The 25187-nt window shown below is 73.2% G+C and carries 18 protein-coding genes and 2 pseudogenes; 11 read left to right on the top strand and 9 right to left on the bottom strand.

Annotation, left to right across the window (positions count from 1 at the left end; genetic code table 11):
• Window positions 1-117 precede the first annotated feature (117 nt).
• The gene (locus SSBG_RS20920) at window positions 118-402 is read right to left on the bottom strand and encodes a DUF6243 family protein (protein ID WP_008748062.1); all 285 of its coding nucleotides are present in this window, start codon (window positions 400-402) and stop codon (window positions 118-120) included.
• Window positions 403-604: 202 nt separating this feature from the next.
• On the opposite strand from SSBG_RS20920, the gene SSBG_RS20915 reads away from it, so the two are divergent.
• Window positions 605-1792 (top strand): acyl-CoA dehydrogenase family protein, encoded by a 1188-nt coding sequence (locus tag SSBG_RS20915; RefSeq protein ID WP_008748060.1) that lies wholly within the window; start codon window positions 605-607, stop codon window positions 1790-1792.
• A 132-nt stretch (window positions 1793-1924) separates the two neighbouring features.
• Here SSBG_RS20915 and SSBG_RS20910 read toward each other — a convergent pair whose 3' ends face one another.
• The gene (locus SSBG_RS20910; protein WP_037870296.1) at window positions 1925-3136 is read right to left on the bottom strand and encodes a ThuA domain-containing protein; all 1212 of its coding nucleotides are present in this window, start codon (window positions 3134-3136) and stop codon (window positions 1925-1927) included.
• Window positions 3137-3141: 5 nt separating this feature from the next.
• The gene (locus tag SSBG_RS20905) at window positions 3142-5604 is read right to left on the bottom strand and encodes a PQQ-dependent sugar dehydrogenase (RefSeq protein WP_420790323.1); all 2463 of its coding nucleotides are present in this window, start codon (window positions 5602-5604) and stop codon (window positions 3142-3144) included.
• Window positions 5605-6085: 481 nt separating this feature from the next.
• On the opposite strand from SSBG_RS20905, the gene SSBG_RS20900 reads away from it, so the two are divergent.
• A complete protein-coding gene (locus tag SSBG_RS20900) occupies window positions 6086-10366 on the top strand; it encodes a discoidin domain-containing protein (RefSeq protein ID WP_008748059.1) in 4281 nt (1426 codons plus the stop codon).
• A 41-nt stretch (window positions 10367-10407) separates the two neighbouring features.
• On the opposite strand, the gene SSBG_RS20895 is transcribed toward SSBG_RS20900, so the two are convergent.
• Window positions 10408-11229, bottom strand: a complete 822-nt coding sequence (locus tag SSBG_RS20895) for a pentapeptide repeat-containing protein (RefSeq protein ID WP_008748058.1) — start codon at window positions 11227-11229, stop codon at window positions 10408-10410.
• A gap of 85 nt (window positions 11230-11314) precedes the next feature.
• On the bottom strand, window positions 11315-12697 hold the full coding sequence (locus SSBG_RS20890) for a glycine--tRNA ligase (RefSeq protein WP_008748057.1): 1383 nt from the start codon (window positions 12695-12697) through the stop codon (window positions 11315-11317).
• A 255-nt stretch (window positions 12698-12952) separates the two neighbouring features.
• Here SSBG_RS20890 and SSBG_RS20885 point away from each other — a divergent pair, with 255 nt between their 5' ends.
• The 5 genes from SSBG_RS20885 to SSBG_RS20865 all read left to right on the top strand — a co-directional run bounded on the left by SSBG_RS20885 (window position 12953) and on the right by SSBG_RS20865 (window position 17205).
• Entirely contained in the window at window positions 12953-13930 is a 978-nt protein-coding gene (locus SSBG_RS20885; RefSeq protein ID WP_008748056.1) for a metal ABC transporter substrate-binding protein, read from the top strand.
• Window positions 13931-14046: 116 nt separating this feature from the next.
• The gene (locus tag SSBG_RS20880) at window positions 14047-14862 is read left to right on the top strand and encodes a metal ABC transporter ATP-binding protein (protein ID WP_008748055.1); all 816 of its coding nucleotides are present in this window, start codon (window positions 14047-14049) and stop codon (window positions 14860-14862) included.
• A 25-nt stretch (window positions 14863-14887) separates the two neighbouring features.
• Complete coding sequence (locus SSBG_RS20875) at window positions 14888-15838, top strand: metal ABC transporter permease (RefSeq protein ID WP_008748054.1); 951 nt, start codon at window positions 14888-14890, stop codon at window positions 15836-15838.
• Window positions 15839-15849: 11 nt separating this feature from the next.
• Window positions 15850-16269, top strand: coding sequence for a Fur family transcriptional regulator (locus tag SSBG_RS20870; RefSeq protein ID WP_008748053.1), 420 nt, complete (start codon window positions 15850-15852; stop codon window positions 16267-16269).
• A 162-nt stretch (window positions 16270-16431) separates the two neighbouring features.
• Window positions 16432-17205: a VOC family protein gene (locus tag SSBG_RS20865; RefSeq protein WP_008748052.1), complete on the top strand. Its 774-nt coding sequence runs from the start codon at window positions 16432-16434 to the stop codon at window positions 17203-17205.
• Window positions 17206-17353: 148 nt separating this feature from the next.
• On the opposite strand, the gene SSBG_RS20860 is transcribed toward SSBG_RS20865, so the two are convergent.
• The 3 genes from SSBG_RS20860 to SSBG_RS20850 form a co-directional block, all read right to left on the bottom strand.
• Entirely contained in the window at window positions 17354-18196 is an 843-nt protein-coding gene (locus SSBG_RS20860; protein ID WP_008748051.1) for an isoprenyl transferase, read from the bottom strand.
• 95 nt (window positions 18197-18291) lie between these two features.
• On the bottom strand, window positions 18292-19041 hold the full coding sequence (gene recO / locus SSBG_RS20855; protein WP_008748050.1) for a DNA repair protein RecO: 750 nt from the start codon (window positions 19039-19041) through the stop codon (window positions 18292-18294).
• Complete coding sequence (locus tag SSBG_RS20850; RefSeq protein ID WP_420790322.1) at window positions 19038-19841, bottom strand: TetR/AcrR family transcriptional regulator; 804 nt, start codon at window positions 19839-19841, stop codon at window positions 19038-19040. The genes recO and SSBG_RS20850 overlap by 4 nt, the downstream gene beginning before the upstream one ends.
• 115 nt (window positions 19842-19956) lie before the next feature.
• On the opposite strand from SSBG_RS20850, the gene SSBG_RS20845 reads away from it, so the two are divergent.
• Complete coding sequence (locus tag SSBG_RS20845) at window positions 19957-20868, top strand: aldo/keto reductase (protein ID WP_008748048.1); 912 nt, start codon at window positions 19957-19959, stop codon at window positions 20866-20868.
• A gap of 131 nt (window positions 20869-20999) precedes the next feature.
• Here SSBG_RS20845 and SSBG_RS20840 read toward each other — a convergent pair.
• Window positions 21000-21875: pseudogene (locus SSBG_RS20840) on the bottom strand (LysR family transcriptional regulator); the annotation flags it as partial.
• On the opposite strand from SSBG_RS20840, the gene SSBG_RS20835 reads away from it, so the two are divergent.
• The 3 genes and pseudogenes from SSBG_RS20835 (at window position 21841) to SSBG_RS20825 (ending at window position 25174) form a co-directional block, all read left to right on the top strand.
• Window positions 21841-22554 carry a TetR/AcrR family transcriptional regulator gene (locus tag SSBG_RS20835; RefSeq protein WP_008748046.1) on the top strand — a complete coding sequence of 238 codons (714 nt, stop codon included), beginning with the start codon at window positions 21841-21843 and terminating at the stop codon, window positions 22552-22554. The pseudogene SSBG_RS20840 and the gene SSBG_RS20835 sit on opposite strands and share 35 nt — an antisense overlap.
• A 178-nt stretch (window positions 22555-22732) precedes the next feature.
• Window positions 22733-23601 (top strand): annotated as a pseudogene (locus tag SSBG_RS20830) (MFS transporter); the annotation flags it as partial.
• A gap of 157 nt (window positions 23602-23758) precedes the next feature.
• Window positions 23759-25174, top strand: coding sequence for a helix-turn-helix transcriptional regulator (locus SSBG_RS20825; RefSeq protein WP_324603576.1), 1416 nt, complete (start codon window positions 23759-23761; stop codon window positions 25172-25174).
• The last annotated feature ends 13 nt before the right edge of the window (window positions 25175-25187 follow it).

Here is a 25187-nt window from a genome sequence, read left to right as displayed (position 1 = left end):
TGATGCCGGTCCTCACTCCGGAGGGTGACCGGCCGCCGCAGCGGGGACGAGAACGCGGCGAGGCGCCCCGCACCGTGTGCGGGGCGCCTCGGGCGTACGCGCGGCAGGGGGCGCGGGTCAGGCGCGCGGCTCCGCGGCGCCCTGCTCCGTACGGGCTTCCGGTCCCGAGGGCTCCGTGCCGCCCCCGGACGTGTCCGTACCGGCCTCGGACGCCTCGGTGCCCGGTTCCTGCTCCGTGCCCGTCAGGCGCTCGCGCATCCGGCGGGCCAGTTCCTGCTTGCGGTTCCCGGCGGCCTGGCGGTCGCCCGCGCCGTGCGGGCCGCCCGAGCCCGGGCCGCCGTTCCTGGGCAGGTGGCCGCGCTGGCCGCCCACGCCCAGCAGGTTGTTACGGCTCTTGGCCATGACTGAACTCCGATCGTGTGGAAGGGGGGGTGGGGGGCGGGCCGTGCCCGCGCGCGCTCACTCGTAGATCGGCGTCATGAAGAACATGGGGAAGACGGTAGCGGACCGGGAACGTGCCGCGCACCACGTTTTCCAAACCTGCCCCGGGGCGGCCGGGCGCGCGAGGATGGCGGACGCCCGGACCCGACCAGGAGGACGACGTATGAGCAAGAGGACCGCCCCGAAGTCCGACCCGCTGGACCTCGCGGGGATCGACGACCTGCTGAGCGCCGAGGAGAAGGCCGTGCGTGAGACGGTGCGGCGGCTGTGCGACGCCTCCGTCGAGCCGCACATCGCCGGCTGGTACGAGCGCGGCGAACTCCCGGGTGTGCGCGAACTCGCCCGGGAGCTGGGGTCCTTGGGGCTGCTCGGGATGCACCTGGAGGGCTACGGCTGTGCCGGGACGAGCGCCGTGGAGTACGGGCTTGCCTGTCTGGAGCTGGAGGCGACGGACTCGGGGCTGCGCTCGCTCGTGAGCGTGCAGGGCTCGCTCGCGATGTACGCGATCCACCGTTTCGGGAGCGAGGAGCAGAAGCGGGAGTGGCTGCCGCGCATGGCGGCGGGTGAGGCGATCGGCTGTTTCGGGCTCACCGAGCCCGACCACGGCTCGGACCCGGGCGGGATGCGCACCCGGGCGCGCCGGGACGGCTCCGACTGGGTGCTCGACGGCCGCAAGATGTGGATCACCAACGGTTCGGTCGCCTCGGTCGCCGTCGTCTGGGCGCGGACGGAGGAGGGCGTGCGCGGCTTCGTCGTGCCGGCGGACACGCCCGGCTTCTCGGCGCCGCCCCTCGCGCACAAGGGCTCGCTGCGCGCCTCCGTGACGAGTGAGCTGCTGCTCGACGGGGTACGGCTGCCCGCCGACGCCGTACTCCCCGGCGTCACGGGGCTGCGGGGCCCCTTGTCGTGCCTCAACGAGGCGCGGTACGGGATTCTCTGGGGCGCCCTGGGCGCGGCGCGCACCTGCTTCCGCACCGCCCTGGCGTACGCGAAGGAGCGCGAGCAGTTCGGGAAGCCCCTCGCGGGCTTCCAGCTCACGCAGGCGAAGCTCGCGGACATGGCGGTGGAGCTGACCAACGGCACCCTGCTCGCGCTCCACCTCGGGCGGCGCAAGGACACGGTGGGGCTGCGTCCGGAGCAGGTGAGCCTCGGCAAGCTCAACAACGTCAACAAGGCGCTGGAGATCGCCCGTTCGAGCCGGACGATCCTCGGCGCGAACGGCATCTCCTTCGAGTTCCCGGTCATGCGCCACATGGCGAACCTCGAATCGGTCCTCACCTACGAGGGCACGGCGGAGATGCACACGCTGATGATCGGCCAGGCGCTGACGGGCGAGTCGGCGCTGCGCTGAGCGGGTGAGCGCCGAGCCGGTGGACCTGGGACCGGTGAACGCCGGCCGGTGAGCGGGCGGACGAGGGCGGGCGGACGAGGGCGGGCGGCCCGGTGTCCCGGACCGCCCGCCGCCTCACCGGTCAGCCGGCGCTCAGTCCCCCTCCCCCGCCGTCGTCAGCGTGAAGCTGTCGATGTCGAAGAGGGAACCGGCACCACCCGTGAAGCTCAGGTGGAGCGGACCGGTGCCGCCCGGGGCGAGCTGTGTCGTCACGGACTGGAAGGTCTCCCAGGAACCGGTGTTCGGGACGTCCACGGTGCCGAGTTCGGGCCCGTCGGGGGCTCCGGCGCGCACGTGGATCGTGCCGCCGGCTCCCGCCGAGGAGACCTTCGCGGTGAAGGTGCTCGCCCCGTCGACCGCGACCTGCGCGTAGCCGGCCCAGTCGCCGTTCTCGATGTAGCCGAGGGTCTGGCCGCCGCTCGCCGCGCCGTGCCCGGCGGGCTGCACGCCCTGGCCGTCCGTGAAGGACTCGGCCTCCACGGGCGTGCCGCCGGGGACGCCCTCCGGGGCGCAGTCGGCGTCCTGCTGCCCGGCCGCGTACTCCAGTCCGCCGAGGAGCAGCTGACGGAAGTCCGCGTCGGCGTAGGACTCGTTGGTGTGCCCGAGCCCGGTGTAGAAGGAACGGCCGGACTCCTGCGGGTGGCACCACGTGATCGGGTGGTCGCCGCCCATCTCGCCGCCCGTGTAGCTGGACTCGTCGAGACTCTGGAGGACGTGCACCCGGCCGCGCGGGTTGGTGCGGTAGTTGTACAGCTCGTCGTTGTGCAGCCAGGTCGGCCCGAAGTGGGCGGTGGCCGGGTGCTCGTGGTCCTCGGTCTCGACCACGGCGTCCTGGATGGCGGGGTGGCTCTTGAACCACGCGCCGACGAGTTGCTGGTAGTAGGGCCAGTCGTACTCCGTGTCGGCGGCGGCGTGCACGCCCATGAAGCCGCCGCCGTCGTCCACGTACGCCCGGAGAGCGTCCTGCTGGGTGTCGTCGAGCACGTCGCCGGTGGTGCTGAGGAAGACGACGGCCTCGTACCCGGCGAGGTTCGCCGGGGTGAAGGCGCTCGCGTCCTCCGTGGCGGTGACGGTGAAGCCGTGCTCCCCGCCGAGTTCCTTGAGCGTCGCGATCCCGGTGGGGATCGAGTCGTGCCGGAACCCGGCGGTCTTCGAGAAGACGAGGACGTCGTACGGTTCGGCGGCCCCGGCCTGGGCGACGGGTCCCGTGAGGAGGGCGCCGCCGAGGGCGAGCGCGGCGAGCGCCGCGAGCCTGCGGGGGTGCTTGCCGCCCTGCCTGCGGCCGGGCTTGCGCGCTGCGGTCATGGCGGTCACTCCCCGAGGGTGAAGGAGTCGAGGTCGAAGAGGTTGCCCTGACCGGTGGGCCCGGTGAAGACGAGGAAGAGCTTCGTCGTGCCGGTGGGCGCGTTCGACAGGTTCGCCTTCACGTCCTTGAAGGTGTCCCAGTCGCCGGTCGGGGTCGCGTCGGCCTTGCCGAGCAGGGTGCCGGTCGCGGACCCGGCCCGCACCTCCAGGCTGCCGCCCACTCCCGCCGAGGCGACGCGCGCGGTCAGGGTCTTGGCCTTGGACAGCTCGTACGGAGTGAAGGAGATCCAGTCGCCGTTGTCCGTGAAGCCCACCGTGGAGCCGCCCTCGGCGTTGCCGTGGCCGGCCTTCTCGATGCCGGACATCTCGCTGTAGTGCTCGGCCTGGCGGTGGCGGGGCTGGAGCTTGCGCACGCTGTGCGTCGTCAGGCCCGCGCTGTCGGTGTACTCGGCGTCGAAGACCCCGAAGAGGTTCGCCGCCGCGTCGTGCTCACCGTCGGTGGGGACGTTGATCTCGCCCGAGCAGCCGTTCTTGGAGGTGATGGAGTGGGTGTGGCTGTCGTGCCCGAGCGAGTACGTGACCTTGACCTTCGCGCAGTCGAGCGCGCCGTCCTCCGGGTCCGAGCCGGTGACGGTGAAGGGCACGGTGTCGCCGAAGGAGAAGAGCGCGCCGTCCGCGGGGGCCGTCAGGTCGACGGTCGGGGCGGTGTTGCCCGCCGTGATCACGGTGCTCGCGGTGCCGGTCAGTCCCTCGGGGTCGGTGACGGTGAGGGTCGGCGAGAAGCTGCCGGCCTCGGTGTAGGTGTGGCTCGGGTTGGCGTCGGTCGAGGTGGCCCCGTCACCGAAGTCCCACTTGTACGTGATCGCGCCGCCCTCGGGGTCGTCGCTGCCCGCCGAGGAGAACTTCACGGCGAGCGGGAGAGCGCCCGAGGTCTTGTCGGCGCTCACCTTGGCGACCGGGCTGCGGTTGCTGCCCGCGAGGTACTCGATGCGGTAGAGCGCCTGGTTGTCGCTGCCGGTGCCGTAGTCGAGGACGTAGAGGGCGCCGTCGGGGCCGAACTCCATGTCCATGACCTGGGTGCCGCTCCAGGGGAAGTCCTCGATGGCGCCGGGCGAGCCGTCGCCCTTGACCTCGATGGCCTTGATCCACTTGCGGCCGTACTCGCCCGCGAAGAAGCGCCCGTCCAGGCTCTGGGGGAACTTCACGGCGGAGTCGAGGTTCGCGTCGTAGCGGTAGACCGGGCCGCCCATCGGGGACTCGGAGCCGCTGCCGAACTCGGGCGGGGAGCCCGCGTCACCGCCGTACTTGATCCACGCGGGCTGCGCGGCGGGGAGCTTGTTGAGGCCGGTGTTGTGCGGCGAGTTGTTCGCCGGGCCGTTCGCGCAGTCCGACTTGGCGCCCGAGGGGCCGTTGGGGAAGGTGTACGCGTTGTACGACTCGGTCTCGGTGTTGGTGCCCGTGCAGTAGGGCCAGCCGAAGTTCCCGGCCTTCGTGACCCGGTTGAACTCGACCTGTCCGCCCGGTCCCCGGTTGGGGTCGGTGACGCCCGCGTCGGGGCCGTAGTCGCCGAGCCACACGGTGTCCGTCTTCTTGTCGACGGTCATCCGGAAGGGGTTGCGGAAGCCCATGCCGTAGATCTCGGGACGGGTCTTGGCGGTCCCCTGCGCGAAGAGGTTGCCGTCCGGGATCGTGTACGTCCCGTTGTCCTGCGGGGTGATGCGGAGCAGCTTGCCGCGCAGGTCGTTGGTGTTCCCGGCCGAGCGCTGCGCGTCGAACTGCGGGTTGCGGTCGGTGCGTTCGTCGCGCGGGCTGTAGCCGGAGGACTCGAAGGGGTTGGTGTCGTCCCCGGTCGTCAGGAGCAGGTTGCCCTTGCTGTCGAAGGCGAGGTCGCCGCCGACGTGGCAGCACTGGCCCCGGTCGTTGTCGACCTCCAGGACGACCTTCTCGCTCGCGAGGTCGAGGGTGTTGTCGGCCTTGAGGGTGAAGCGCGAGAGGTTCAGGTGGCCCTTGAACTTGTCGAAGTCGGCCTGGGAGCCCGTCGTGGGGGCGTCACCGGCCGGGGTGTCGAGCTTCGGCGAGTAGTAGAGGTAGATCCACCGGTTCTGCGCGAAGTCCGGGTCGGCCGCGACGCCTTGCAGGCCCTCCTCGTCGTGGTCGTAGACGCTGAGCTTGGCCGCCTGCTTCGTGGTGCCGTTGGCGTCGGTGATCCGCACCGTGCCGTCGCGCGAGGTGTGGACGACGGACTTGTCCGGCAGGACCGAGAGCGACATGCCCTCGCCGCCGATCTCGGCGGCTCCGCGCGCGAGTTCGACCTGCTGGTAGTCGCCGGCGGGGATGGCCTGGGCCGCCGCGCCCGCGCTCGTCGCGGTGCCGAGGGCGGCGGTGGGCGCGAGGAGCAGCGCGAGGGTCGTGAGCATCCGGAGACCGCGTCTGCGGGGCCCGGAACGGGAGTGGGGTGAGGGTGACATCAGGGGGGAGTTCCTTCCTGACCGAAGTGGGGGTCGTCAGGCAAGGCGCGCGCCGGCCGCGCTTGCTGGGCATCAACTACCGTGAATCCACAAGGGTTTCACGTGGTGTTAACAGCTTCGGAATCGTCGCCAGCGAGGCGTGAATTTGTCAATGCCGTGTGCAAAAGAACGGACCAGGCGCATTACGGGCCTCCGCCGACCACCCTGCGTCCAGGGCCTCTTGACGACCAGTCAGAGCAAATTTCTCCGTCTTACCCGTAGACTGTCTTATAACTCTCTGCAATATTCCAATAATCGAGCGCAAGAACATGAGTTCATCCGCTCGGGCCGTCGAGCCCTCCTCCGGGTCCGGCGGCCCGGCCTCGTACGTGCCGGGCGCCCCCGCCGCCTGGGGCGGACGGGGCCGCCGCTCTGCCCCTGTTCCATGAGCCGCCCTCGCGCGCCCCCGCGTGCGAGGCCCCCCGCAGAGAGGGACCCCCGCATGTCCAGATCCGTGTCCAGGCGCTGGAGACGCCGTACGGCGACCGCCGTGCTCGCCTCCAGCGTCATGGTGCTCGGGCTGCCGGCCCTCGGCGCCCAGGCGGCCGGAAAACCCGATGCCGCCGCCGACGCCACGACCAAGGCAGGCAGCACCTTCGGCAAGTACTCCGCCGCCAACGTGAGCGATGGCGACGCGTCCACCTACTGGCAGGCCGGCAAGAAGTCGGCGCAGTGGGTGCAGACCGACCTCGGCAAGGCCAAGCGCGTCAAGCAGGTCGTGCTCAGACTCCCCGCGGGCTGGGAGAGCCGCACGCAGACGCTCGCCCTCCAGGGCAGCGCGGACGGCACGAGCTGGGCGACCCTCAAGACCTCCGCGCAGTACACCTTCGGCCCGGCCAACGGAAACACCGTCAAGGTCTCCGTGCCCGCGACGCTCGCCCGGTACGTACGGGCCGAGTTCACCGCCAACTCGGTGACGGGCACCGGGCAGCTCGCCGAGATGCGGGTCCTCACGACCGCCGCCGCGAGCCCCAACCTCGCCCAGGGCAAGGCGTTCAGCGAGTCGGGTCACTCCGACGTCTACGGCGCGGCCAACGCCGGGGACGGCAACAGGAACACCTACTGGGAGAGCAGGAACAACTCCTTCCCGCAGTGGGTGCAGGTCGATCTCGGCTCCTCCGTCAAGGTCAACCAGGTCACCCTGCGGCTGCCGGGCGGCTGGCCGAGCCGGCAGCAGACGCTCAAGATCCAAAGCTCGACGGACAACCAGAACTTCACCGACCTGTCCGCCTCGAAGGCGTACACCTTCGACACGGGCAACGACCAGTCGGCGGACATCTCCTTCGACACGACGACGACCCGCTACGTGCGCGTCCTCGTCACCGCCAACACCGGCTGGCCCGCCGGGCAGCTCGCCGAGCTGGAGGTCTACGGGCCCGCCACCGGCGACACCCAGGCACCGACCGCCCCCGGCGGCCTCGCCTACACCGAGCCCGCCGGCGGCCAGGTCAAGCTCACCTGGAACGCGGCGAGCGACGACACCGGCGTCACCGGCTACGACGTCTACGCCAACGGCCAGCTGCGCGCGAGCGTCGCCGGGAACGTCCTGACGTACACCGACAACCAGCCCGCCTCCACCGACGTCACGTACTACGTGCGCGCCAAGGACGCGGCCGGGAACGTCTCGGGCAACAGCAACACCGTCACCCGCAAGGGCCAGGGCGGCGACACCCAGGCCCCGACCGCGCCGGGCAACCTCGCCTACACGCAGTCCGGCGCCGACGTGAAGCTGACCTGGCAGGCGGCGAGCGACAACGTCAAGGTCACCGGCTACGACGTCTACGCCAACGGGCAGCTCGTCAAGTCGGTCGCGGGCGACGTGCTCACGTACACCGACACGCCCTCGGCGGCGGCGACGGTCGCGTACTACGTCAAGGCGAAGGACGCGGCGGGCAACGCCTCGGGCGCGAGCAACACCGTCACGCGGCCCGGCTCGCCCACCGGCGCGGGCTCCAACCTCGCCCAGGGCAAGCCGATCGAGGCCTCGTCCAGCACCTTCACCTTCGTCGCGGCGAACGCCAACGACGGTCTCACCAGCACCTACTGGGAGAGCGCGGGCGGCTCGTACCCGGCGACGCTGACCACGAAGCTCGGCTCCAACGCCGATCTCAACGAGGTCGTCGTGAAGCTCAACCCGGACTCCGCCTGGTCCTCGCGCACCCAGAACATCCAGGTGCTCGGCCGTGACCAGGACTCCGCCTCCTTCACGAGCCTGGCCGCCGCGAAGGACTACACGTTCAGCCCGTCGAGCGGGAACACGGTGACCATCCCGGTGACCGGCTCCGCCGCCGACGTGCAGCTCAAGTTCACCAGGAACACCGGCGCCCCGGGCGCGCAGGTCGCCGAGTTCCAGGTCGTCGGCACCCCGGCCGCCAACCCGGACCTCAAGGTCACCGGCATCACCAACGCACCCGCCGCGCCGGTCGAGTCGGACGCCATCAGCCTGAGCGCGACCGTCACCAACAGCGGCACCAAGGCCGCCAAGGCGACCGACCTGGACTTCGCCCTCGGCGGGACCAAGGCGGGCACCGCCGCCGTCCCCGCGCTCGCCCCCGGCGAGTCGAAGACGGTCACGGCGGGCATCGGCGCGCGCGACGCGGGCAGCTACCCGCTGAGCGCCGAGGTGGACCCGTCCAACAAGGTCATCGAGCAGAACGAGGCGAACAACACGTTCACCCGTTCCGACGCGCTCGTGGTCAAGCCGGTCTCCAGCTCCGACCTGATCGCCTCCCCGGTCTCCTGGTCGCCCTCCAGCGCCACCGCCGGGCAGAACGTCAACTTCAGCGTCGCGATCAAGAACCAGGGCACGACGGCCTCGGCCTCCGGCGCCCACAACGTGACGCTGACGATCCAGGACGCCTCGGGCAACACCGTCAAGACGCTGACCGGCGCCTACAACGGCGCGATCGCGGCCGGGTCCACGACCTCCGCCGTGAACCTCGGCTCCTGGACGGCGGCGAACGGCAAGTTCACCGTCAAGACCGTCATCGCGGCGGACGCCACCGAGCTGCCGGTCAAGCGCGACAACAACACCACCGAGCAGGCGCTCTTCATCGGGCGCGGCGCGAACATGCCGTACGACATGTACGAGGCCGAGGACGGCACCGTCGGCGGCGGCGCGAAGGTGGTCGGCCCCAACCGCACCATCGGCGACGTGGCGGGCGAGGCGAGCGGGCGCAAGGCGGTGACCCTCTCCGGCACCGGCCAGTACGTGGAGTGGACGACCCGGGCCGCGACCAACACCCTGGTCACCCGCTTCTCCGTCCCGGACGGCACCAACACCTCGCTGAACGTGTACGTGGACGGCCAGTTCCTCAAGGCCATCGACCTCACCTCGAAGTACGCGTGGCTGTACGGCAACGAGACCGCGCCCGGCAACTCGCCCGGCTCCGGGGCCCCGCGCCACATCTACGACGAGGCGAACCTCCAGCTCGGCAAGACCGTGCCGGCCGGGTCGAAGATCCGCCTCCAGAAGGACGCGGCCAACTCCTCGACGTACGCGATCGACTTCGTCAACACCGAGCTGGCGACCGCCGCCGCCAACCCGGACCCGGCCGCGTACACCGTGCCCGCCGGCTTCTCGCACCAGGACGTGCAGAACGCCCTGGACAAGGTCCGCATGGACACGACGGGCAAGCTCGTCGGCGTCTACCTGCCGGCCGGTGACTACGAGACGTCGAGCAAGTTCCAGGTCTACGGCAAGGCGGTCAAGGTCGTCGGCGCCGGGCCCTGGTTCACCCGCTTCCACGCCCCCTCCTCGCAGGAGAACACCGACATCGGCTTCCGGGCCGAGGCGAGCGCCAAGGGCTCCTCGTTCGCCGGGTTCGCCTACTTCGGCAACTACACGTCCCGGATCGACGGTCCCGGCAAGGTGTTCGACTTCTCGAACGTCTCCGACATCACCATCGACAACATCTGGGTCGAGCACATGGTCTGCCTCTACTGGGGCGCCAACACCGACAACATGACGATCAAGAACTCCCGCATCCGTGACATGTTCGCCGACGGCATCAACATGACCAACGGATCGACGGACAACCACGTCGTCAACAACGACGCCCGGGCCACCGGCGACGACAGCTTCGCGCTGTTCTCGGCGATCGACGCGGGCGGGGCCGACGAGAAGAACAACGTCTACGAGAACCTCACCTCCACGCTCACCTGGCGTGCGGCGGGCCTCGCGGTCTACGGCGGCTACAACAACACCTTCCGCAACATCCGGATCGCGGACACCCTCGTGTACTCCGGGATCACGATCTCCTCGCTCGACTTCGGCTACCCGATGAACGGCTTCGGGACCGAGCCCACGACCGTGGAGAACGTGACGCTGGAACGCACCGGTGGCCACTTCTGGGGCTCGCAGGTCTTCCCGGCGATCTGGATGTTCTCCGCGTCGAAGGTCTTCCAGGGCATCCGCGTCAACAACGTCGACATCAACGACTCGACGTACGGCGGCGTGATGTTCCAGACCAACTACGTGGGCGGACAGCCGCAGTTCCCGGTGAAGGACACGATCCTGACCGACATCAGCATCACCAACTCCAAGAAGAGCGGCGACCAGTTCGACGCGAAGTCCGGCTGGGGCATCTGGGCCAACGAGCTCCCCGAACCGGGCCAGGGCCCGGCGGTGGGCGAGGCGACCTTCAAGAACCTCAAGATGTCCGGCAACGCGCAGGACGTCCGCAACACGACGTCCACCTTCAAGATCAACATCACCCCCTGAGCGCGGAGGGGAAGCAGCACGGCGGGGCCCGCGTGGCGTCCTCAGTCGCGGGAGGGTCCGCCCGCGTGGCGTCCTCGGTCGCGGGGGACGCCCGCCCGCGTGGCGTCGTCCGTCCGCGCGGCCTTCAGCTGCGACGGCAGCAGGAACAGCGCGCCCCGCGCGTCCGCCCCGCGCAGGTCCGCGCCCCGGAGGTCCGTCCCCGTCACGTCCGCTCCGCGCAGGTCCGCGCCGCGCAGGTCCGCGCCGACGAGGCGGGCCCCGCGCAGGTTCGCCGCGCGGAGGTCCGCGCCGCGCAGGCGGGTTCCGAGGAGGACGGCGCCGCGGTGGTTCGCGCGGGGGCCGGGGAGGGCCGCGCGGACCGCTTCGCTCACGCGGGTCAGGAGGGGGTTGGCGCGGGCGCGTTCGGCGTCCACGTCGATACCGGGCAGCTCCTCGGGGCCGTACGCGGTCAGGGCGGCCACCCGGGCGCGGGCGGCCTCCGTCTCCTCGCGCAGGTCCTCCGGTGCCCGTCCGGCCGCCTCCGTGAGGTAGCGGAGCAGTTCGTGGAGGTGGAGGAGGACGGGGAAGGCGCGGAACATCGGGGCGCGCAGTTCCGGGTGGGCGCGCCAGTCGCGCCCGCCGAAGGTGTGCTGGGTGAGGTGCTGGCCGGCGCCGTGGCAGTCGAAGACGGTGCAGCCGGTCCAGCCGGAGGGGCGCAGGCGCGTGTGGATCGCGCAGCGGAAGTCGTCGGCGAGGTGCGCGCAGGGGGTGCCCGCGGGTTTGCTCGCGGCGAAGTCGGCGGACTTCGCGAAGGGCAGCGCGACGCAGCAGAGCCCGGCGCAGGAGCCGCAGTCGGGCGTGAGGGGCGGCGGGTCGGCCGGCACGGTCGTCCTTCCGGTGGGTGGCGCGCACGGCGCCGGGCCGCCCGCTCCCGCGTGGGCGGGGGCGGACGGCCCGGGCGGCGGTGGCTCAGCAGCCGATGAGGCGCGAGGAGAGGTAGCCCTCGATCTGGTCGAGCGAGACCCGCTCCTGCTTCATCGTGTCGCGCTCACGCACGGTGACGGCGTTGTCGTCGAGCGTGTCGAAGTCGACGGTCACGCAGAACGGCGTGCCGATCTCGTCCTGGCGGCGGTAGCGGCGGCCGATGGCGCCCGCGTCGTCGAAGTCGATGTTCCAGTGCTGGCGCAGCGCGGCCGCGAGGCTCTTGGCCTTCGGGGACAGCTCCGGGTTGCGCGAGAGCGGGAGCACGGCGGCCTTGACGGGGGCCAGGCGCGGGTCGAGGCGCATGACGACGCGCTTCTCCAGCTTGCCCTTGGCGTTGGGCGCCTCGTCCTCGGCGTACGCGTCGAGCATGAAGGCGAGCATCGTGCGGCCGACACCGGCGGCGGGCTCGATGACGTACGGCGTCCAGTTCTCGCCGGCCTCCTGGTCGCGGTAGGAGAGGTCCTGGCCGCTCGCCTTGGCGTGCGCGGAGAGGTCGTAGTCCGTGCGGTTGGCGACACCCTCCAGCTCACCCCACTCGGAGCCGCCGAACTGGAAGCGGTACTCGATGTCGGCGGTGCGCTTGGAGTAGTGGGAGAGCTTCTCCTTCGGGTGCTCGAACCAGCGCATGTTCTCCTCGCGCAGGCCGAGGCCGGTGTACCAGTTCCAGCGCTGCTCCATCCAGTACTCCTGCCACTTCTCGTCCTCGCCCGGCTTGACGAAGAACTCCATCTCCATCTGCTCGAACTCGCGGGTGCGGAAGATGAAGTTGCCGGGCGTGATCTCGTTGCGGAAGGACTTGCCCATCTGCGCGATGCCGAAGGGCGGCTTGCGGCGCGAGGTGAGCTTGACCTGGGCGAAGTTGGTGAAGATGCCCTGCGCGGTCTCGGGGCGCAGGTAGGCGACCGAGCCGGTGTCCTGGGTCGGGCCGAGGTGCGTCTCCAGGAGGCCGGAGAACTGCTTGGGCTCGGTGAAGGTGCCCTTGTTGCCGCAGTTGGGGCAGTTGAGGTCGGCGAGGCCGCCGGTCGGGAGGTGGCCGTGCTTCTCCTCGTACGCCTCCTCCAGGTGGTCGGCGCGGTAGCGCTTGTGGCAGGAGGTGCACTCGGTGAGCGGGTCGCTGAAGGTCGCGACGTGGCCGGAGGCCACCCAGACCTCGGTCGCGAGGATGACGGAGGAGTCGAGGCCCACCACGTCGTCGCGCGAGGTGACCATGTAGCGCCACCAGTTGCGCTTGATGTTCTCCTTCAGTTCGACACCCAGGGGCCCGTAGTCCCAGGCGGCGCGCTGGCCGCCGTAGATCTCGCTGCTCGGGTAGACGAAGCCACGGCGCTTGCTCAGGCTGACGATGGTGTCGATCTTGTCGGCGGCCACGGTGCTCTCTTCATTACGACGACGAAGCGGTCTTCTGGGCCCGGCGAGCCCGCCACTGCCCAGCGAATACCTCAGGTTACCGGCGGCCCCGTACCCCGGATCAAATCGGTTCCCCGGCAGGGGGTTCCGGGCCGGTGCGCCGGGTGGGGACGGCGGGCCCAAAGGACGGCGCGCGGGGGTCGTCACGGAGTGCGTCCGGATGCCCACTCCGCACGTAATTGACAATCGTTTCCAATTTTGTTGAAAATGACTGTCATGAAGTCCAGCTCCCGCCGCCGCCCCCGCATATCCCTCCGCGCCGCCGCCGGCTCCCTCGCCGCCCTCCTCGGCGCGGGCGTCCTCGCCGCCTGCTCCTCCACCGCATCCGGTACGGGCGAAGACGGGAAGCTCAGGATCACCTCCGCGTTCTACCCGCTCACGTACCTCGCCGAGGAGATCGGCGGGAGTCACGTGGACGTGGACACCCTGACGAAGCCGGGGCAGGAGCCGCACGACCTGGAGATCAGCGCCCGGCAGACCGTCGCGATCGAGGACTCCGGCGTCCTGCTCTACCTCAAGGGCCTCCAGCCCTCCGTGGACGACGTGGCCGCGCAGTCCGCCGTGCGGCACAAGCTCGACGCGGCCTCGCTCACGACGCTGGAGCAGCACGGCACGGAGGCCGGCGGGCACGCCGAGGAGCACGACGAGGCCCACGCGCACGGCGACGGGGCGGGCGAGGACCCCCACGTGTGGCTCGACCCGGTCCGCTACGCGCAGCTCGCGAGGGGCGTGGGCAAGGAGCTGGAGCAGGCCGACCCGGACCACGCGGACACGTACGCGAAGAACACGAAGGCCCTCGTCGGCAGGCTGGACCGGCTCGACGCCGACTACCGCGAGGGCCTTGAGCACACCAGGACCAAGGTCTTCCTCACGACGCACGCCGCCTTCGGCTACCTCGCCGAGCGCTACGGCCTCACCGAGGAGGCCATCGCGGGCCTCAACCCCGAGAGCGAGCCGAGCCTGGCCCGCATGAAGGACCTGCGCGAGATCGCGAAGGCCGACCACGTCACGACCGTCTTCTACGAGACGCTCGTCTCCGACCGCACCGCGAAGACGGTCGCGGGCGACTCGGGCCTCAGGACCGATGTCCTCGACCCGCTGGAGGGCATCACCGACAAGTCGCGCGGCGACGACTACATCGAGGTCATGCGCGCGAACCTCACGGCGCTCCAGAAGGCGCTGGGCGCCTCCTGAGCGGCCGTACGGCGCCGGGCAGCTCCCCGTACACCCCCGGCGCCCCCGCGCCCGCCACGCCCCGTAACCTCGCTCCGCCCCACCGCACCCCCACCCCGCCCCCAGGAGGCGCGCCCATGATTCCCGAACCCCGCTCCGGCGCGGACGACGGCACGGACCCCGGCGAGGGCCGCGAGACGGTCCTCGCGCTGCGCGCGGTCTCCGCGCGGCTCGGCGCCCGCCCCGTCCTGCACGGGATCGACGTGCGGGTGCGGCGCGGCGAGGTCGTGACGCTGCTCGGCGCCAACGGCTCGGGCAAGTCCACGGCCGTGCGGACCGCGATCGGGCAGGTCCCGGTCACCGCGGGCGGCGTCGAGCTCTTCGGGACGCCGCTGCGGCGCTTCCGCGACTGGGCGCGCGTCGGCTACGTACCGCAGCGCACGACCGCCGCCGGAGGGGTCCCCGCGACCGTCTCCGAGGTCGTCGCCTCGGGGCGCCTCTCGCGCGCGAGGCTCGGCTTCCTGGGCCGCGCCGACCGCGCCGCGATACGCGCGGCACTCGACGAGGTGGGCCTGGCGGACCGCGCCAAGGACCCCGTCGAGGCCCTCTCCGGGGGCCAGCACCAGCGCGTCCTGATCGCCCGCGCGCTCGCCTCCGAGCCGGAACTGCTCCTGATGGACGAGCCGATGGCGGGCGTGGACCTGGAGAGCCAGCAGGTCCTGGCCCGTACGCTCGCCGCCCAGGTCGAGCGCGGCACGAGCGTGCTCCTCGTGCTCCACGAGCTGGGGCCGCTCGAACCGCTCATCGACCGCGCGATCGTCCTGCGCGACGGCTGCGTGCGCCACGACGGCCCGCCGCCGCACGCCGTGGGCCAGCACGCCCTGCCCGGCCACGACCACGTCCACCCCCACTCCGGCGCGGCCGAACCGGCCCGCGGCGGGCTGCTCGGCTGAGCGGCGAGGAAGGCACAGCGAACCCATGGACATGCTCCAGTCCGTCATCATGCAGCGCGCGCTGCTCGCGGCCGTGCTCGTCGGCATCACCGCGCCCGCCATCGGCATCTACCTCGTGCAGCGCCGCCAGGCCCTCATGGGCGACGGCATCGGGCACGTGGCGCTCACCGGCGTCGGCCTCGGCTTCCTGCTCTCGGCCTCGCCGCTGTGGACGGCCGCGGCCGTCTCGGTCGGCGGCGCGATCGTGATGGAACTCATCCGCTGGTACGGGCGCACCCGCGGCGACGTGGCCCTCGCGATGCTCTTCTACGGGGGCATGGCGGGCGGCGTCGTGCTGACGAACCTCGCCCCGGCCGGCTCGAACGCCAACCTCACCTCGTACCTCTTCGGCTCGCTCTCGACGGTCTCGCCGAGCGACGTCGTCGCGGTGTGCGTGCTCGCCGCCTTCGTCGTGCTCGTCACGGTGGGGCTGCGGCGGCAGCTCTTCGCCGTGAGCCAGGACGAGGAGTACGCGCGCGTGACGGGGCTGCCCGTGCGGCTGCTCAACCTGCTCGTCGCGGTCACGGCCGCCGCGACCGTCACCGTCGCGATGCGGATCGTCGGGCTGCTCCTGGTGAGCGCGCTCATGGTGATCCCGGTCGCCGCGGCCCAGCAGCTCACCCGCAGCTTCGCGCTCACCTTCGCGGGCGCCGTCGCGATCGGCGTCCTCACGACGCTCGGCGGCACGACGCTCTCGTACTACCAGGACCTCCCGCCCGGCGGCACGATCGTGCTGCTCGCGATCGCCGTCTTCGTCGCGCTCTCGCTCCTCGCGGCCCCGCTCGCCCGCCACCGGGCCAGGGCGAAAGCCGCCGCCGACCCGGCCGGATGCCCCCTGGAGCCGGGCGCGGACGCACGGCCGCGGGAGGCCGTCGCGGGCGCCGGCGGCGGCCCCGGCACCGCCGCGCCTGGCACAATGACCAGCCAGCAGACGTGAGGAGGCAACCGGTGACCACCGCTGGACCCCCGGTACGGGGGCGTTCGACCCGGCAGCGCGCCGCCGTGGCCTCGGCCCTCTCCGAGGTCGAGGAGTTCCGCAGCGCCCAGGACCTGCACGACATGCTCAAGCACCGGGGCGACTCGGTCGGCCTGACCACGGTCTACCGCACGCTCCAGTCCCTCGCCGACGCGGGGGAGGTCGATGTCCTGCGCAACGCGGAGGGCGAGGCGGTCTACCGCAGGTGCGCCACCGAGGAGCACCACCACCACCTCGTGTGCCGCTCCTGCGGCAAGGCCGTGGAGATCGAGGGCGCGGCCGTCGAGGAGTGGGCGGCGACGGTGGCGGCCCAGCACGGCTTCGTGGAGGTCGCCCATACGGTGGAGATCTTCGGGACGTGCGGTGACTGCCGCGCCGACGCGCAAGGGTGACTCCCGCCCCGGGACACGCCGGGGCCTGCCCGGGCGGAAGCGGTCGGGTGCGCACGGGGAAGAGCGGTCGCGCGCCCGCCTGTTGGGCAATTCACATGATTGAGGCGCCTCACGGCGGGTAGGCGGGGGATCACCACAAGTCCGGTCACCCCGGAGGTCTCCTTGACAGACAGCGTCACCACCCCTGTGACGGGCGCGCTCCCCCGCCCCGCCCGCGCGAGCACTCCCGCGCGTTCCGCCGCCGGGTGGGCCGCCCTCCAGTCGCCCGCCCCCGAGCGGGCCCGCGCCTTCTACGCGAAGGTCCTCGGTCTCCGCTTCGAGCCGGGCGGCGGCCCCGGCGGCCTGTGGCGCGGCCTCGACGCGCGGGGCGCCCAGGTCCTCGTCGTGGGCCGCTCCCACACCGGCAGCGGGCCCGGCGTGTGGTCCCCGTGCCTCACGGTCCCCGACGTGCGGGCCGCGGCCGAGCGGGTGCGCGCGCTGTGCGGCACGGTCGAGGTGGGCCCGCTACCGCTCGAAGGAGGCCGGGGCGTCCTCGGCGCCGACCGCCAGGGCCTCGGCATCACGCTGTGGCAGCCGGCGACGGGGGCGCGGATCACCGAGGCGGACCGCTACCGACTGCTCACCCCGGACCCGGCCGACGCGCTCGCCTTCCACACCCGCGTCCTGGAGGCGAAGGCCCTCCCGGCCCCGCCCGACGCGACGCTCCTGCTGCGCGGCACCCGCCCGCTGCTCTCGGTGTCCCCGCTGCGTACCGGCGCCAGGCGGCCCCGTCCGCGCTGGCAGCCCGACTTCCTCGCGGGCGACCTCGACCGCGCGGTGGCCGCGGCGCTCGCCGGCGGCGCGACCCTGCTCGTCGAGGACGAGCCGGCGGCACGCGCGGGCCGCGCGGTACTGCGGGCACCGGACGGCACGGTGTTCGGACTCGTACGCGGGTGAGGCCGCGGACGGAGTGAGGCTTCGTACGGGGTGAGGCTTCGTACGGGGTGAGGCTTCGTACGCGGTGAGCGGAGGCGGGGCGAGGACGCGTGACGGGGCGGGCGGCCCGTCCCCGTCGCGCGTCCCCGCCACCCGCCCGCGTCCGCGCTCAGGCGCGTCCGCGCATCCCCTCCTCCATCGCGAGCAGCTGCTCGTTGGGGACCGCGCCGCCGAAACGGCGGTCGCGCTTGGCGTACTCGACGCACGCACGCCACAGGTCGCGGCGGTCGAAGTCGGGCCACAGCACGTCCTGGTAGACCATCTCCGCATAACTCGACTGCCAGAGGAGGAAGTTGGAGGTGCGCTGCTCGCCGCTGGGGCGCAGGAAGAGGTCCACGTCCGGCATGTCCGGGTAGTAGAGGTACTTCTGGACGGTCTTCTCACTGACCTTCGACGGGTCGAGGCGCCCGGTGGCGACGTCCTCGGCGAGACGGCGCGCGGCGTCGGCGATCTCGGCGCGACCGCCGTAGTTGAGGCAGAAATAGAGCGTGAGAGCGTCGTTCTCCGTGGTCTGCTCCTGGGCGATCTGGAGCTCCTTGACCACCGACTTCCACAGCTTCGGCATCCGGCCGGCCCAGCGGATGCGGATGCCGAGTTCGTCCATCTCGTCGCGGCGGCGGGCGATGACGTCGCGGTTGAAGTTCATGAGGAAGCGGACCTCGTCGGGCGAGCGCTTCCAGTTCTCCGTGGAGAAGGCGTAGAGCGAGAGGTTCTTGACGCCCAGCTCCAGGCAGCCCTTGAGGGCGTCCATGACGACGCCCTCGCCGACCCGGTGGCCCTCGGTGCGGGGCAGCCCGCGCTCCTTCGCCCAGCGGCCGTTGCCGTCCATGACGATCGCGACGTGCCCCGGGACCAGCTCGGCGGGGAGCTGGGGCGGGACGGCGCCGGAGGGGTGCGGATCGGGGGTCCGGTACTCGCGGCGCTGGCGTCCGAGAATCCCGCGTACTGCCATGGGTGCTGTCTCCGCATCTTTCACGACGGTGCCACTTGAACGGCGAGGTGCCCCGCGGGCCTTCGCCGCCGCCCCGCCGTCGTTCCACTGCCTGCCTACTGCTTCTCGACGTAGCGCAACGAGCGCAGCCCGCGCTCCAGGTGCCAGGAGAGGTAGGCGGAGACGAGCCCGCTGCCCTCCCTGGCGTGCCGCGCCTCACAGGCGTCGGCGGTGGCCCAGTCCCCGGTCAGCAGCGCGCCGAGCAGGATCAGGGTCTCCGAGGAGGGTACGACGCTACCGGGCACCCGGCAGTCGCCGCAGACCGCTCCCCCCGAGGAGACGGAGAAGAAGCGGTTGGGGCCGGGAAGCCCGCAGCGGGCGCAGTCGCCGAAGCTCGGGGCGTAGCCGTTGACGGCGAGGGAGCGGAGCAGGAAGGCGTCCATGACGAGGGCGGGGGCGTGGCTGCCCTCGGCGAGGGTGCGCAGGCCGCCGACGAGGAGCAGGTACTGCTGGATCGCGGGCTCGCCCTCGTTCGCCGTGAAGCGCTCGGCGGTCTCCAGCATCGCGGTGCCGGCGGTGTAGCGGCTGTAGTCGGTGACGATGTGGCGGCCGTACGGGGCGATCGTCTCGCTCTGCGTGCACAGCGGCAGGCCCCGCCCGATCAGCTCGCTGCCGCGCGCGAAGAACTGCACGTCGACGTGCGAGAACGGCTCCAGCCGGGCCCCGAACTTCGACTTCGTCCGCCGCACCCCGCGCGCCACGGCCCGCACCCGGCCCTGCCCGCGCGTGAGGAGGGTGATGATCCGGTCCGCCTCACCGAGCTTCTGGGTGCGCAGCACGATGCCGTCGTCGCGGAACAGACTCATGCGCCCCATTGTCGCGCATGACCCCCGCCCGGCCCGGCGGTGCCCCGGCGCCCCGCCCCGGCGCCCCACGCCTCAACCGCCGGCGGGGCCGGGTCTCCCGGTCCGCCGGGCTCGCCCACCGGACCGCGCTCCCCCGGCGCTTCGTGCGCCGGCCGTGCCTGGGCGCGCGGGCGCAGGGCGTCCACCAGGAGGTCCAGCAGGCGGGGGGTCTGCTCGCCGCGGGGGCCCGCCGAGAGGAACACGCCGAGGAGGAGGGCCGTCACGTCGTCCGCGCGGACGTCCGGGCGCAGGACGCCCGCCCGTGTCCCCGACTCCAGGAGCACACCGACCGCCTCGGTGACCCGGGTACGGGTCGTGGAGGGCGTGAGCCGGCCCGCGTCGAACGCGGAGCGCAGGGTGTCGGCCATGCCGCGTTTGGCCGCGACGAACTCCCCGTACCGCCCGAACCAGGCCCGCAGCGCCCGCTCCGGCGGCTCGCTCGCGGCGAGCCCGGTGGCCGCCGCCACGATCGCGTCGAGCTCGGCCGCGTACACCGCCTCCACGAGCGCCTCGCGGTCGGGGAAGTGCCGGTAGAGCGTGCCGATGCCGACGCCCGCCGCCTTGGCGATCCCTTCGAGGGTGGCCTCGGGGCCGCCCTCGCTGGCGACCGCGTAGGCGCGCCGCGCGGCGTCGATCAGCTTCCCCCGGTTGCGCAGGGCGTCGGCGCGGGGGGCGCGGGACGCTCCGGGGGCGGCGGAGCCGGACCCGGGGGTGCGGGACGAGCCGGACGCGGGGACGCGGGGGGAGGGAGCGGCGGCCAAAACGGAGGCACCTCCGATAAGAGTGCTACGGTCGTTCGGTAAGAGCGGAGGGACCTCCGTTTCACCTCATGGTCCCACGCCCGCCCACTCCGCACCCACGCGCACAAGGACCCCCATGACCCCGCACTCCCCCGCCCCCGGCGGCACCGCCGCGCTCGGCACGCACACCGTCGCCCGGGTCGGCTACGGCGCGATGCAGCTCGAACGGCTCCGCGAGGACCGCCCCGCCGCCGTCGCACTCCTGCGCCGCGCCCGCGAACTGGGCGTGAACCACATCGACACCGCGCAGTTCTACGGCTTCGGCTTCGTCAACGAGGTGATCCGCGAGGCGTTCGGCGACTCCGAGGACGTCGTGGTCGTGAGCAAGGTCGGCGCCACCCCCGACCCCGGCGGGCCGCTCCCGCTCCGGCTCGCGCAGCGGCCCGCGGAACTGCGCGCGAGCGTGGAGGACAACCTGCGCTCGCTCGGCCGCGAACGTCTCGACGTCGTCAACCTCCGCCGCGCCGACTCGGGCCCGGGCCTGCGCGCCGAGGGCGAGCAGGTCGTGCCGCTGGACGACCAGCTCGCGGTCATGACGGCGTTGCGCGACGAGGGCAAGATCGGCGCGATCGGCATGAGCGGCGTGACGGCCGGCATCCTGCGCCGGGCGCTGCCCGCCGGGATCGTGTGCGTGCAGAACGCGTACAGCCTGGTCGGCAGGGACGACGAGGACGTGCTCGCGCTGTGCGCGGCCGAGGGCATCGCGTGGGTCCCGTATTTCCCGCTCGGCGGCGCCTTCCCCGGCCTCCCGAAGGTCTCCGGCGAGGCCGCGGCGCTGCGGATCGCCGAGGAGCTGGGCGCCACGGTCTCGCAGGTCGGCCTCGCCTGGCTCCTGCTCCACTACGCGGACACCCTGCTGATCCCCGGCACGGCGAGCGCCGCCCACCTGGAGGAGAACACGGCGGCGGGCTCCCTCGCCCTGGACGGGACGGCGATGACGGCACTCGACGCGATCCGGTCCCGCAGCACGGACGTAGGGATCGGCTGAGGGGAAGCGGGGGGACGGGAGGGGGCGGGCGGCGCGGGAACAGCGCCCCGCCCCGACGGGCGCTCCACCGGCGGCGGGAAAGCGCGCCCTTCCGGTTCCCGCTCCCCGCTCAGCCCCCCTGACCAAGTCCCTCAGGCCCAGCCGGGCGCCCACGTCTCGCCCGAGCCCGAGCCCGCACCCCCGCCCCCACTCCGGCCCTCGCCTCCGCCACACTCCCGCCCCCGCTCCACCAGCCACTCCCGCAGCACGGCGAGGGCGGGGTGCGGGTCGGCGCGGCGCCACAGGAGGGCGTGCGGGTAGACGGGGGCCGGGGACGTGAGCGCGAGGCGGCGCAGACCGAGTCCCGGCGGCCAGTGCAGGCGGGTGCCCGCGCCGACGAGGGTCGCGAGGGCGGGTTCGTGGGCGAGGGTCTCCAGGAGGGGTTCGGCGCCGGGACCCGAGCGGACGATCGTGAGACCGAAGGCCGCGGCGAGGTCGGCGTAGTACGTGGCCCACTCGGTGCCGGGCACGATGCCCGGAATCCACAGCCGGTGGCCGGCGAGCATCGCCGGGGTCACCTCGCGCGCGGTGGCGAGCGGGTGCGCGGGGCCCGTCACGAGTTCGAGGGGCTCGTCGTGGACGCGGACGTGCGCGAGTCCCGCGAGCGGCGCGGGCACGGCGCGGAAGCTCGCGTCCACACTCCCCGCACGCAGCCCGGGCACGGCGTTCTCCCGCGTGACGACGTCGAGCGGCACCCCGGGGTGGGCGAGCGAGAAGGCGTGCAGCAGCGCGGCGGGGGCGAGCCTGCGGCCGATCACGTCGACGCGCAGGGGGCGGCGTCCGCCCCCTACCGCGTCGAGGGCGCGGGTCTCGGCGCGCAGCAGGTCGCGCGCGTACGGGAGGAACGCCGCGCCGTCCGCCGTCAGGGAGGCCCCGCGCGCGCCGCGCGCGAAGAGCCGCACCCCGAGGTGCCCCTCCAGCGCGGCGACGCGCTTGGACACCGTCTGCTGCGTCACCCCGAGGACGGCCGGGACGGGTGCCCGCGGGACGGCCGGGAGGGGTGCCGGCGGGACGGCCGGGGCGGGGAGGGCCGCGAAGCGGGCGGCGGGAGCGGGGGGCGCTCTCGGCAGGCCGCGCGGCTTCGACGCCGAGGAGGCGCTCGAACGCGCCATGCTCGTCTTCTGGGAACACGGCTACGAGGGCGCCGGCACCGCGCTCCTGACCCGGGCCATGGGCATCTCCACGACCAGCATGTGCGCGGCCTTCGGCAACAAGGAGCAGTTGTTCCGCAAGGTCCTGGAGCGCTACAGCGACGGCCCGGGAGGGTACTTCGCGCGCGCGATGGAGGAGCCGACCGCGCACGCCGTCGCGAGCGCCGTGCTCGGCGGGGTGGTCGGCACCACGACCCTGCCCGCCCGGCCCTCCGGCTGCCTGGGCGTGCAGAGCGCCCTGGCCGTGAGCTGCTCCGGCGAGCCGGTCCGCGCGCTCCTCGCCGACTGGCGGGACGAGGCGTACACCCGCGTCCGCGACCGCTTACGCCGTGCGGCCGAGGAGGGCGACCTGCCCGCGTCGGCCGACCCGGCCCTTCTCGCCCGCCACCTCACGGCCCTCGCGCACGGCATCGCGGTGCAGGCGGCGAGCGGCGTCCCGCGCGAGGAACTGCGCGAGCTGGCCGACGCCTCGCTCCGCGCCTGGCCGCCTTTCTGAACGGACCGGCGCGACACCCCCCGGACTCCGGCCCGCTCCCACAACCCCCGGTTGCCCCCGCTCCCCCGGTGGTTGTTTGCCGACCGCCGGCTTCGCCCGCTTGGATGCGGCGGGTCGGACGAGGCTGTCGGGGAGTGGTGCGCGGGTGAGGGACCGGCCGGGGCGGTCGTTCGGGTGGCTGTGGGGGGCGTACGCGGTGAGCGCGTACGGGACCGGGTTCGGGGCGTTCCCCGTGCTCGCGGTGCTGGTGCTCGACGCGGGGCCCGCGCGCGTCGCGCTGCTCGCGGCGGCCGGGCGGGCGGTCGGGGCGCTGCTCGCGGTGCCGCTGGGGCCGTGGGTGGAGTTCCGGCGCAAGCGGCCGGTGATGGTCGCGGCGGATCTCCTGCGGTGCGGGGCGCTGCTGAGCGTGCCTCTCGCGTACGGCTTCGGGGTGCTCTCCTTCGGGCAGTTGCCGCTCGTGTCGGTCGTGACCGCGGCGGCCGACATCGCGTTCCGGGCGGCGAGCGGCGCCCACCTGAAATGGCTCGTGCCCCCGGACGGGCTGCTCCTGGCCAACAGCCGCTTCGAGGCGACGACATGGAGCGCGACGGTGCTCGGCCCCCCGCTCGGCGGCGCGGCGATCGGCGTGCTCGGCCCGGTGACGACGGTGCTCGCGGACGCGCTGAGCTACCTGCTCTCCGCGCTCGGGCTGCGGGCGAGCGGCGACGAGGAGCCGGAGCCGGTACGGGGGAAGGGCGCACTGAGCGGCACCGAACTCCTCGCGAGCTGGCGCCACTTGCTCTCCGAGCCGGAACTGCGCTCCCTGTTCCTCAACACGCTGGCGGTCAACGGGCTGATCATGGCGACCGAGCCCCTGCTCGCCGTGCTGCTGCTCGGGCGGCTGGGCTACGCGCCGTGGGAGTACGGGCTCGCCTTCGCCGTGCCGTGCCTCGGCGGGCTCCTCGGGGCGCGCGCGGCACGACCGCTCGCGCGGCGGTACGGGCCCGCGGGGTGCTGCGGGTGACGGGGGTGCTGCGGGTGTGCTGGCCGGTGGGGCTCGTGTGCGTGGCTGGACGAGGCGCGCCCCGAGGACGCGGCGGCCTTCCTGCGCCGCGCCCTGCGCGAACCGCTCCCGGACACGCTGCGCCGCAGGCTGCTGGCCGAACTCGGCTCCCTGGAGTACTTCTCCGGCGCGGCGGACGGCATCCCGCACCTGGCCGAGGCCATGCGCCTGCCCGCACCGGCGCACGAGCGCGTGCACGCGGCCATCGCGCTCGGCACCGCGCTCTTCGGGCGCGGCGAGAGCCGCGCGGGCGCGCAGGTGCTGCGGGTCGTCGCGGCCGAGGAGCCGGACTCGGCGCCCGCGCGCGCGGCCCGCGTCGCGCTCGTCCAGCTCTCGGACCGGGACCTGGAGTTGCGCGGGGAGATGTACGCGTGGCTCGGCGCGGAGGCGGAGCGCAGCCCCGCGGCGGTGGGCCCGGCGGGCCGGGCGCTGCTGCTGCGCCACGAGGTGACGGCCGGGACCTGCTCGGCGCGGGAGGCGGTGCGGCGCGTGCGCGCGCTGCTCGCGGAGCCCGCCGAACCGCTCGCCGAGCCCTTCCTGCTCGGCACGCTCGCGGCCGTCGCGCAGTGGGCGGACGAACTGGACGAGGCCGAACGGCTCGTGGACCGAGCGCTGCTGGGGCGCATGTTCTCGGTGCTGCACCCGATGCACCACGCGCTCCAGAACGTCCGCGCCGACCTCGCCGCCGCGCGCGGCGCCTGGGACCAGGTGCTCGCCGCCTCGCGGGCCCGCTCGGCGCCCTCGCGGCGACCGGGCCCGGCGAGCGGCGACGCGCACGCGGTCATCGCGCTGGTCGAGACGGGCCGCACGAGCGAGGCACGGCACTTCGCGGCCGGTTTCGACCTGCGGGAGGCCCCCGATTCCTGGGAGCTGAACCGCTTCCTGTACGCGCGGGGGCTGCTGCGCACGGCGAGCGGCGCGACGACGGCGGCGCTGCACGACTTCCTGGAGTGCGGGCGCAGGCAGGCGAGCCGCGCCGTGGTCTCGCCCGTGGTGACGCCGTGGCGCTCGGCGGCGGCGCTGTGCCGCCTCGCGCTGGGCGAGCGGGAGGAGGCGCGCCGCCTCGCGGAGGAGGAGTTGCGGCTCGCGCGGGCGTGGGGCACGCCCCGGCCGGTGGGACGGGCGCTGCGGGTGCTCGGCGTGGTGACGGGCCGGGCCCGGCCGATCGGTGAGGCGGTCGGGCTGCTGCGGGATTCCCCGGCGGGCACGGAGCTGATCGAGGCACTGCTGGCGTACGGCAGGCAGCTGCGCGCGGCGGGTGACGACGCGGCGGGCCTGCCGGCGCTGCGCGAGGCGGCGGCGCGCGCGGAGCGGGCGGGGGCGGTGCGGCTGCGCGCCGAGGCGGAGACGGCGCTGGGCACGAAGGGCCCGGCGGGCCCGGCGGGCGCCGCGGGCGTGGTCCTCACGGCGCGGGAGCACCGCATCGCCCGGCTGGCGTCGGAGGGGCGTACGAACGGTGAGATCGCGACACAGCTGCACCTGGCGCTGCGGACGGTGGAGACCCATCTGACCCACGCCTACCGGAAGCTGGGGATACGGCGGCGGGGCGAGCTGGCGGGGGCGCTGGGGCGGGGGTGAGCGGGGCGGGCGG

The sequence above is a fragment of the Streptomyces sp. SPB074 genome (assembly GCF_000154905.1).
Lineage (GTDB): Bacteria > Actinomycetota > Actinomycetes > Streptomycetales > Streptomycetaceae > Streptomyces.
This window is presented reverse-complemented; position numbering and strand designations above follow the sequence as displayed.

Excerpts from the sequence above, each read along its gene's own strand:
- SSBG_RS20920 (WP_008748062.1), bottom strand. The coding sequence starts at position 402 with ATGGCCAAGAGCCGTAACAACCTGCTGGGCGTGGGCGGCCAGCGCGGC.
- SSBG_RS20915 (WP_008748060.1), top strand. The coding sequence starts at position 605 with ATGAGCAAGAGGACCGCCCCGAAGTCCGACCCGCTGGACCTCGCGGGG.
- SSBG_RS20910 (WP_037870296.1), bottom strand. The coding sequence starts at position 3,136 with ATGACCGCAGCGCGCAAGCCCGGCCGCAGGCAGGGCGGCAAGCACCCC.
- SSBG_RS20905 (WP_420790323.1), bottom strand. The coding sequence starts at position 5,604 with ATGTCACCCTCACCCCACTCCCGTTCCGGGCCCCGCAGACGCGGTCTC.
- SSBG_RS20900 (WP_008748059.1), top strand. The coding sequence starts at position 6,086 with ATGTCCAGATCCGTGTCCAGGCGCTGGAGACGCCGTACGGCGACCGCC.
- SSBG_RS20885 (WP_008748056.1), top strand. The coding sequence starts at position 12,953 with ATGAAGTCCAGCTCCCGCCGCCGCCCCCGCATATCCCTCCGCGCCGCC.
- SSBG_RS20880 (WP_008748055.1), top strand. The coding sequence starts at position 14,047 with ATGATTCCCGAACCCCGCTCCGGCGCGGACGACGGCACGGACCCCGGC.
- SSBG_RS20875 (WP_008748054.1), top strand. The coding sequence starts at position 14,888 with ATGGACATGCTCCAGTCCGTCATCATGCAGCGCGCGCTGCTCGCGGCC.
- SSBG_RS20860 (WP_008748051.1), bottom strand. The coding sequence starts at position 18,196 with ATGGCAGTACGCGGGATTCTCGGACGCCAGCGCCGCGAGTACCGGACC.
- recO (WP_008748050.1), bottom strand. The coding sequence starts at position 19,041 with ATGAGTCTGTTCCGCGACGACGGCATCGTGCTGCGCACCCAGAAGCTC.
- SSBG_RS20845 (WP_008748048.1), top strand. The coding sequence starts at position 19,957 with ATGACCCCGCACTCCCCCGCCCCCGGCGGCACCGCCGCGCTCGGCACG.
- SSBG_RS20825 (WP_324603576.1), top strand. The coding sequence starts at position 23,759 with ATGCGCCTGCCCGCACCGGCGCACGAGCGCGTGCACGCGGCCATCGCG.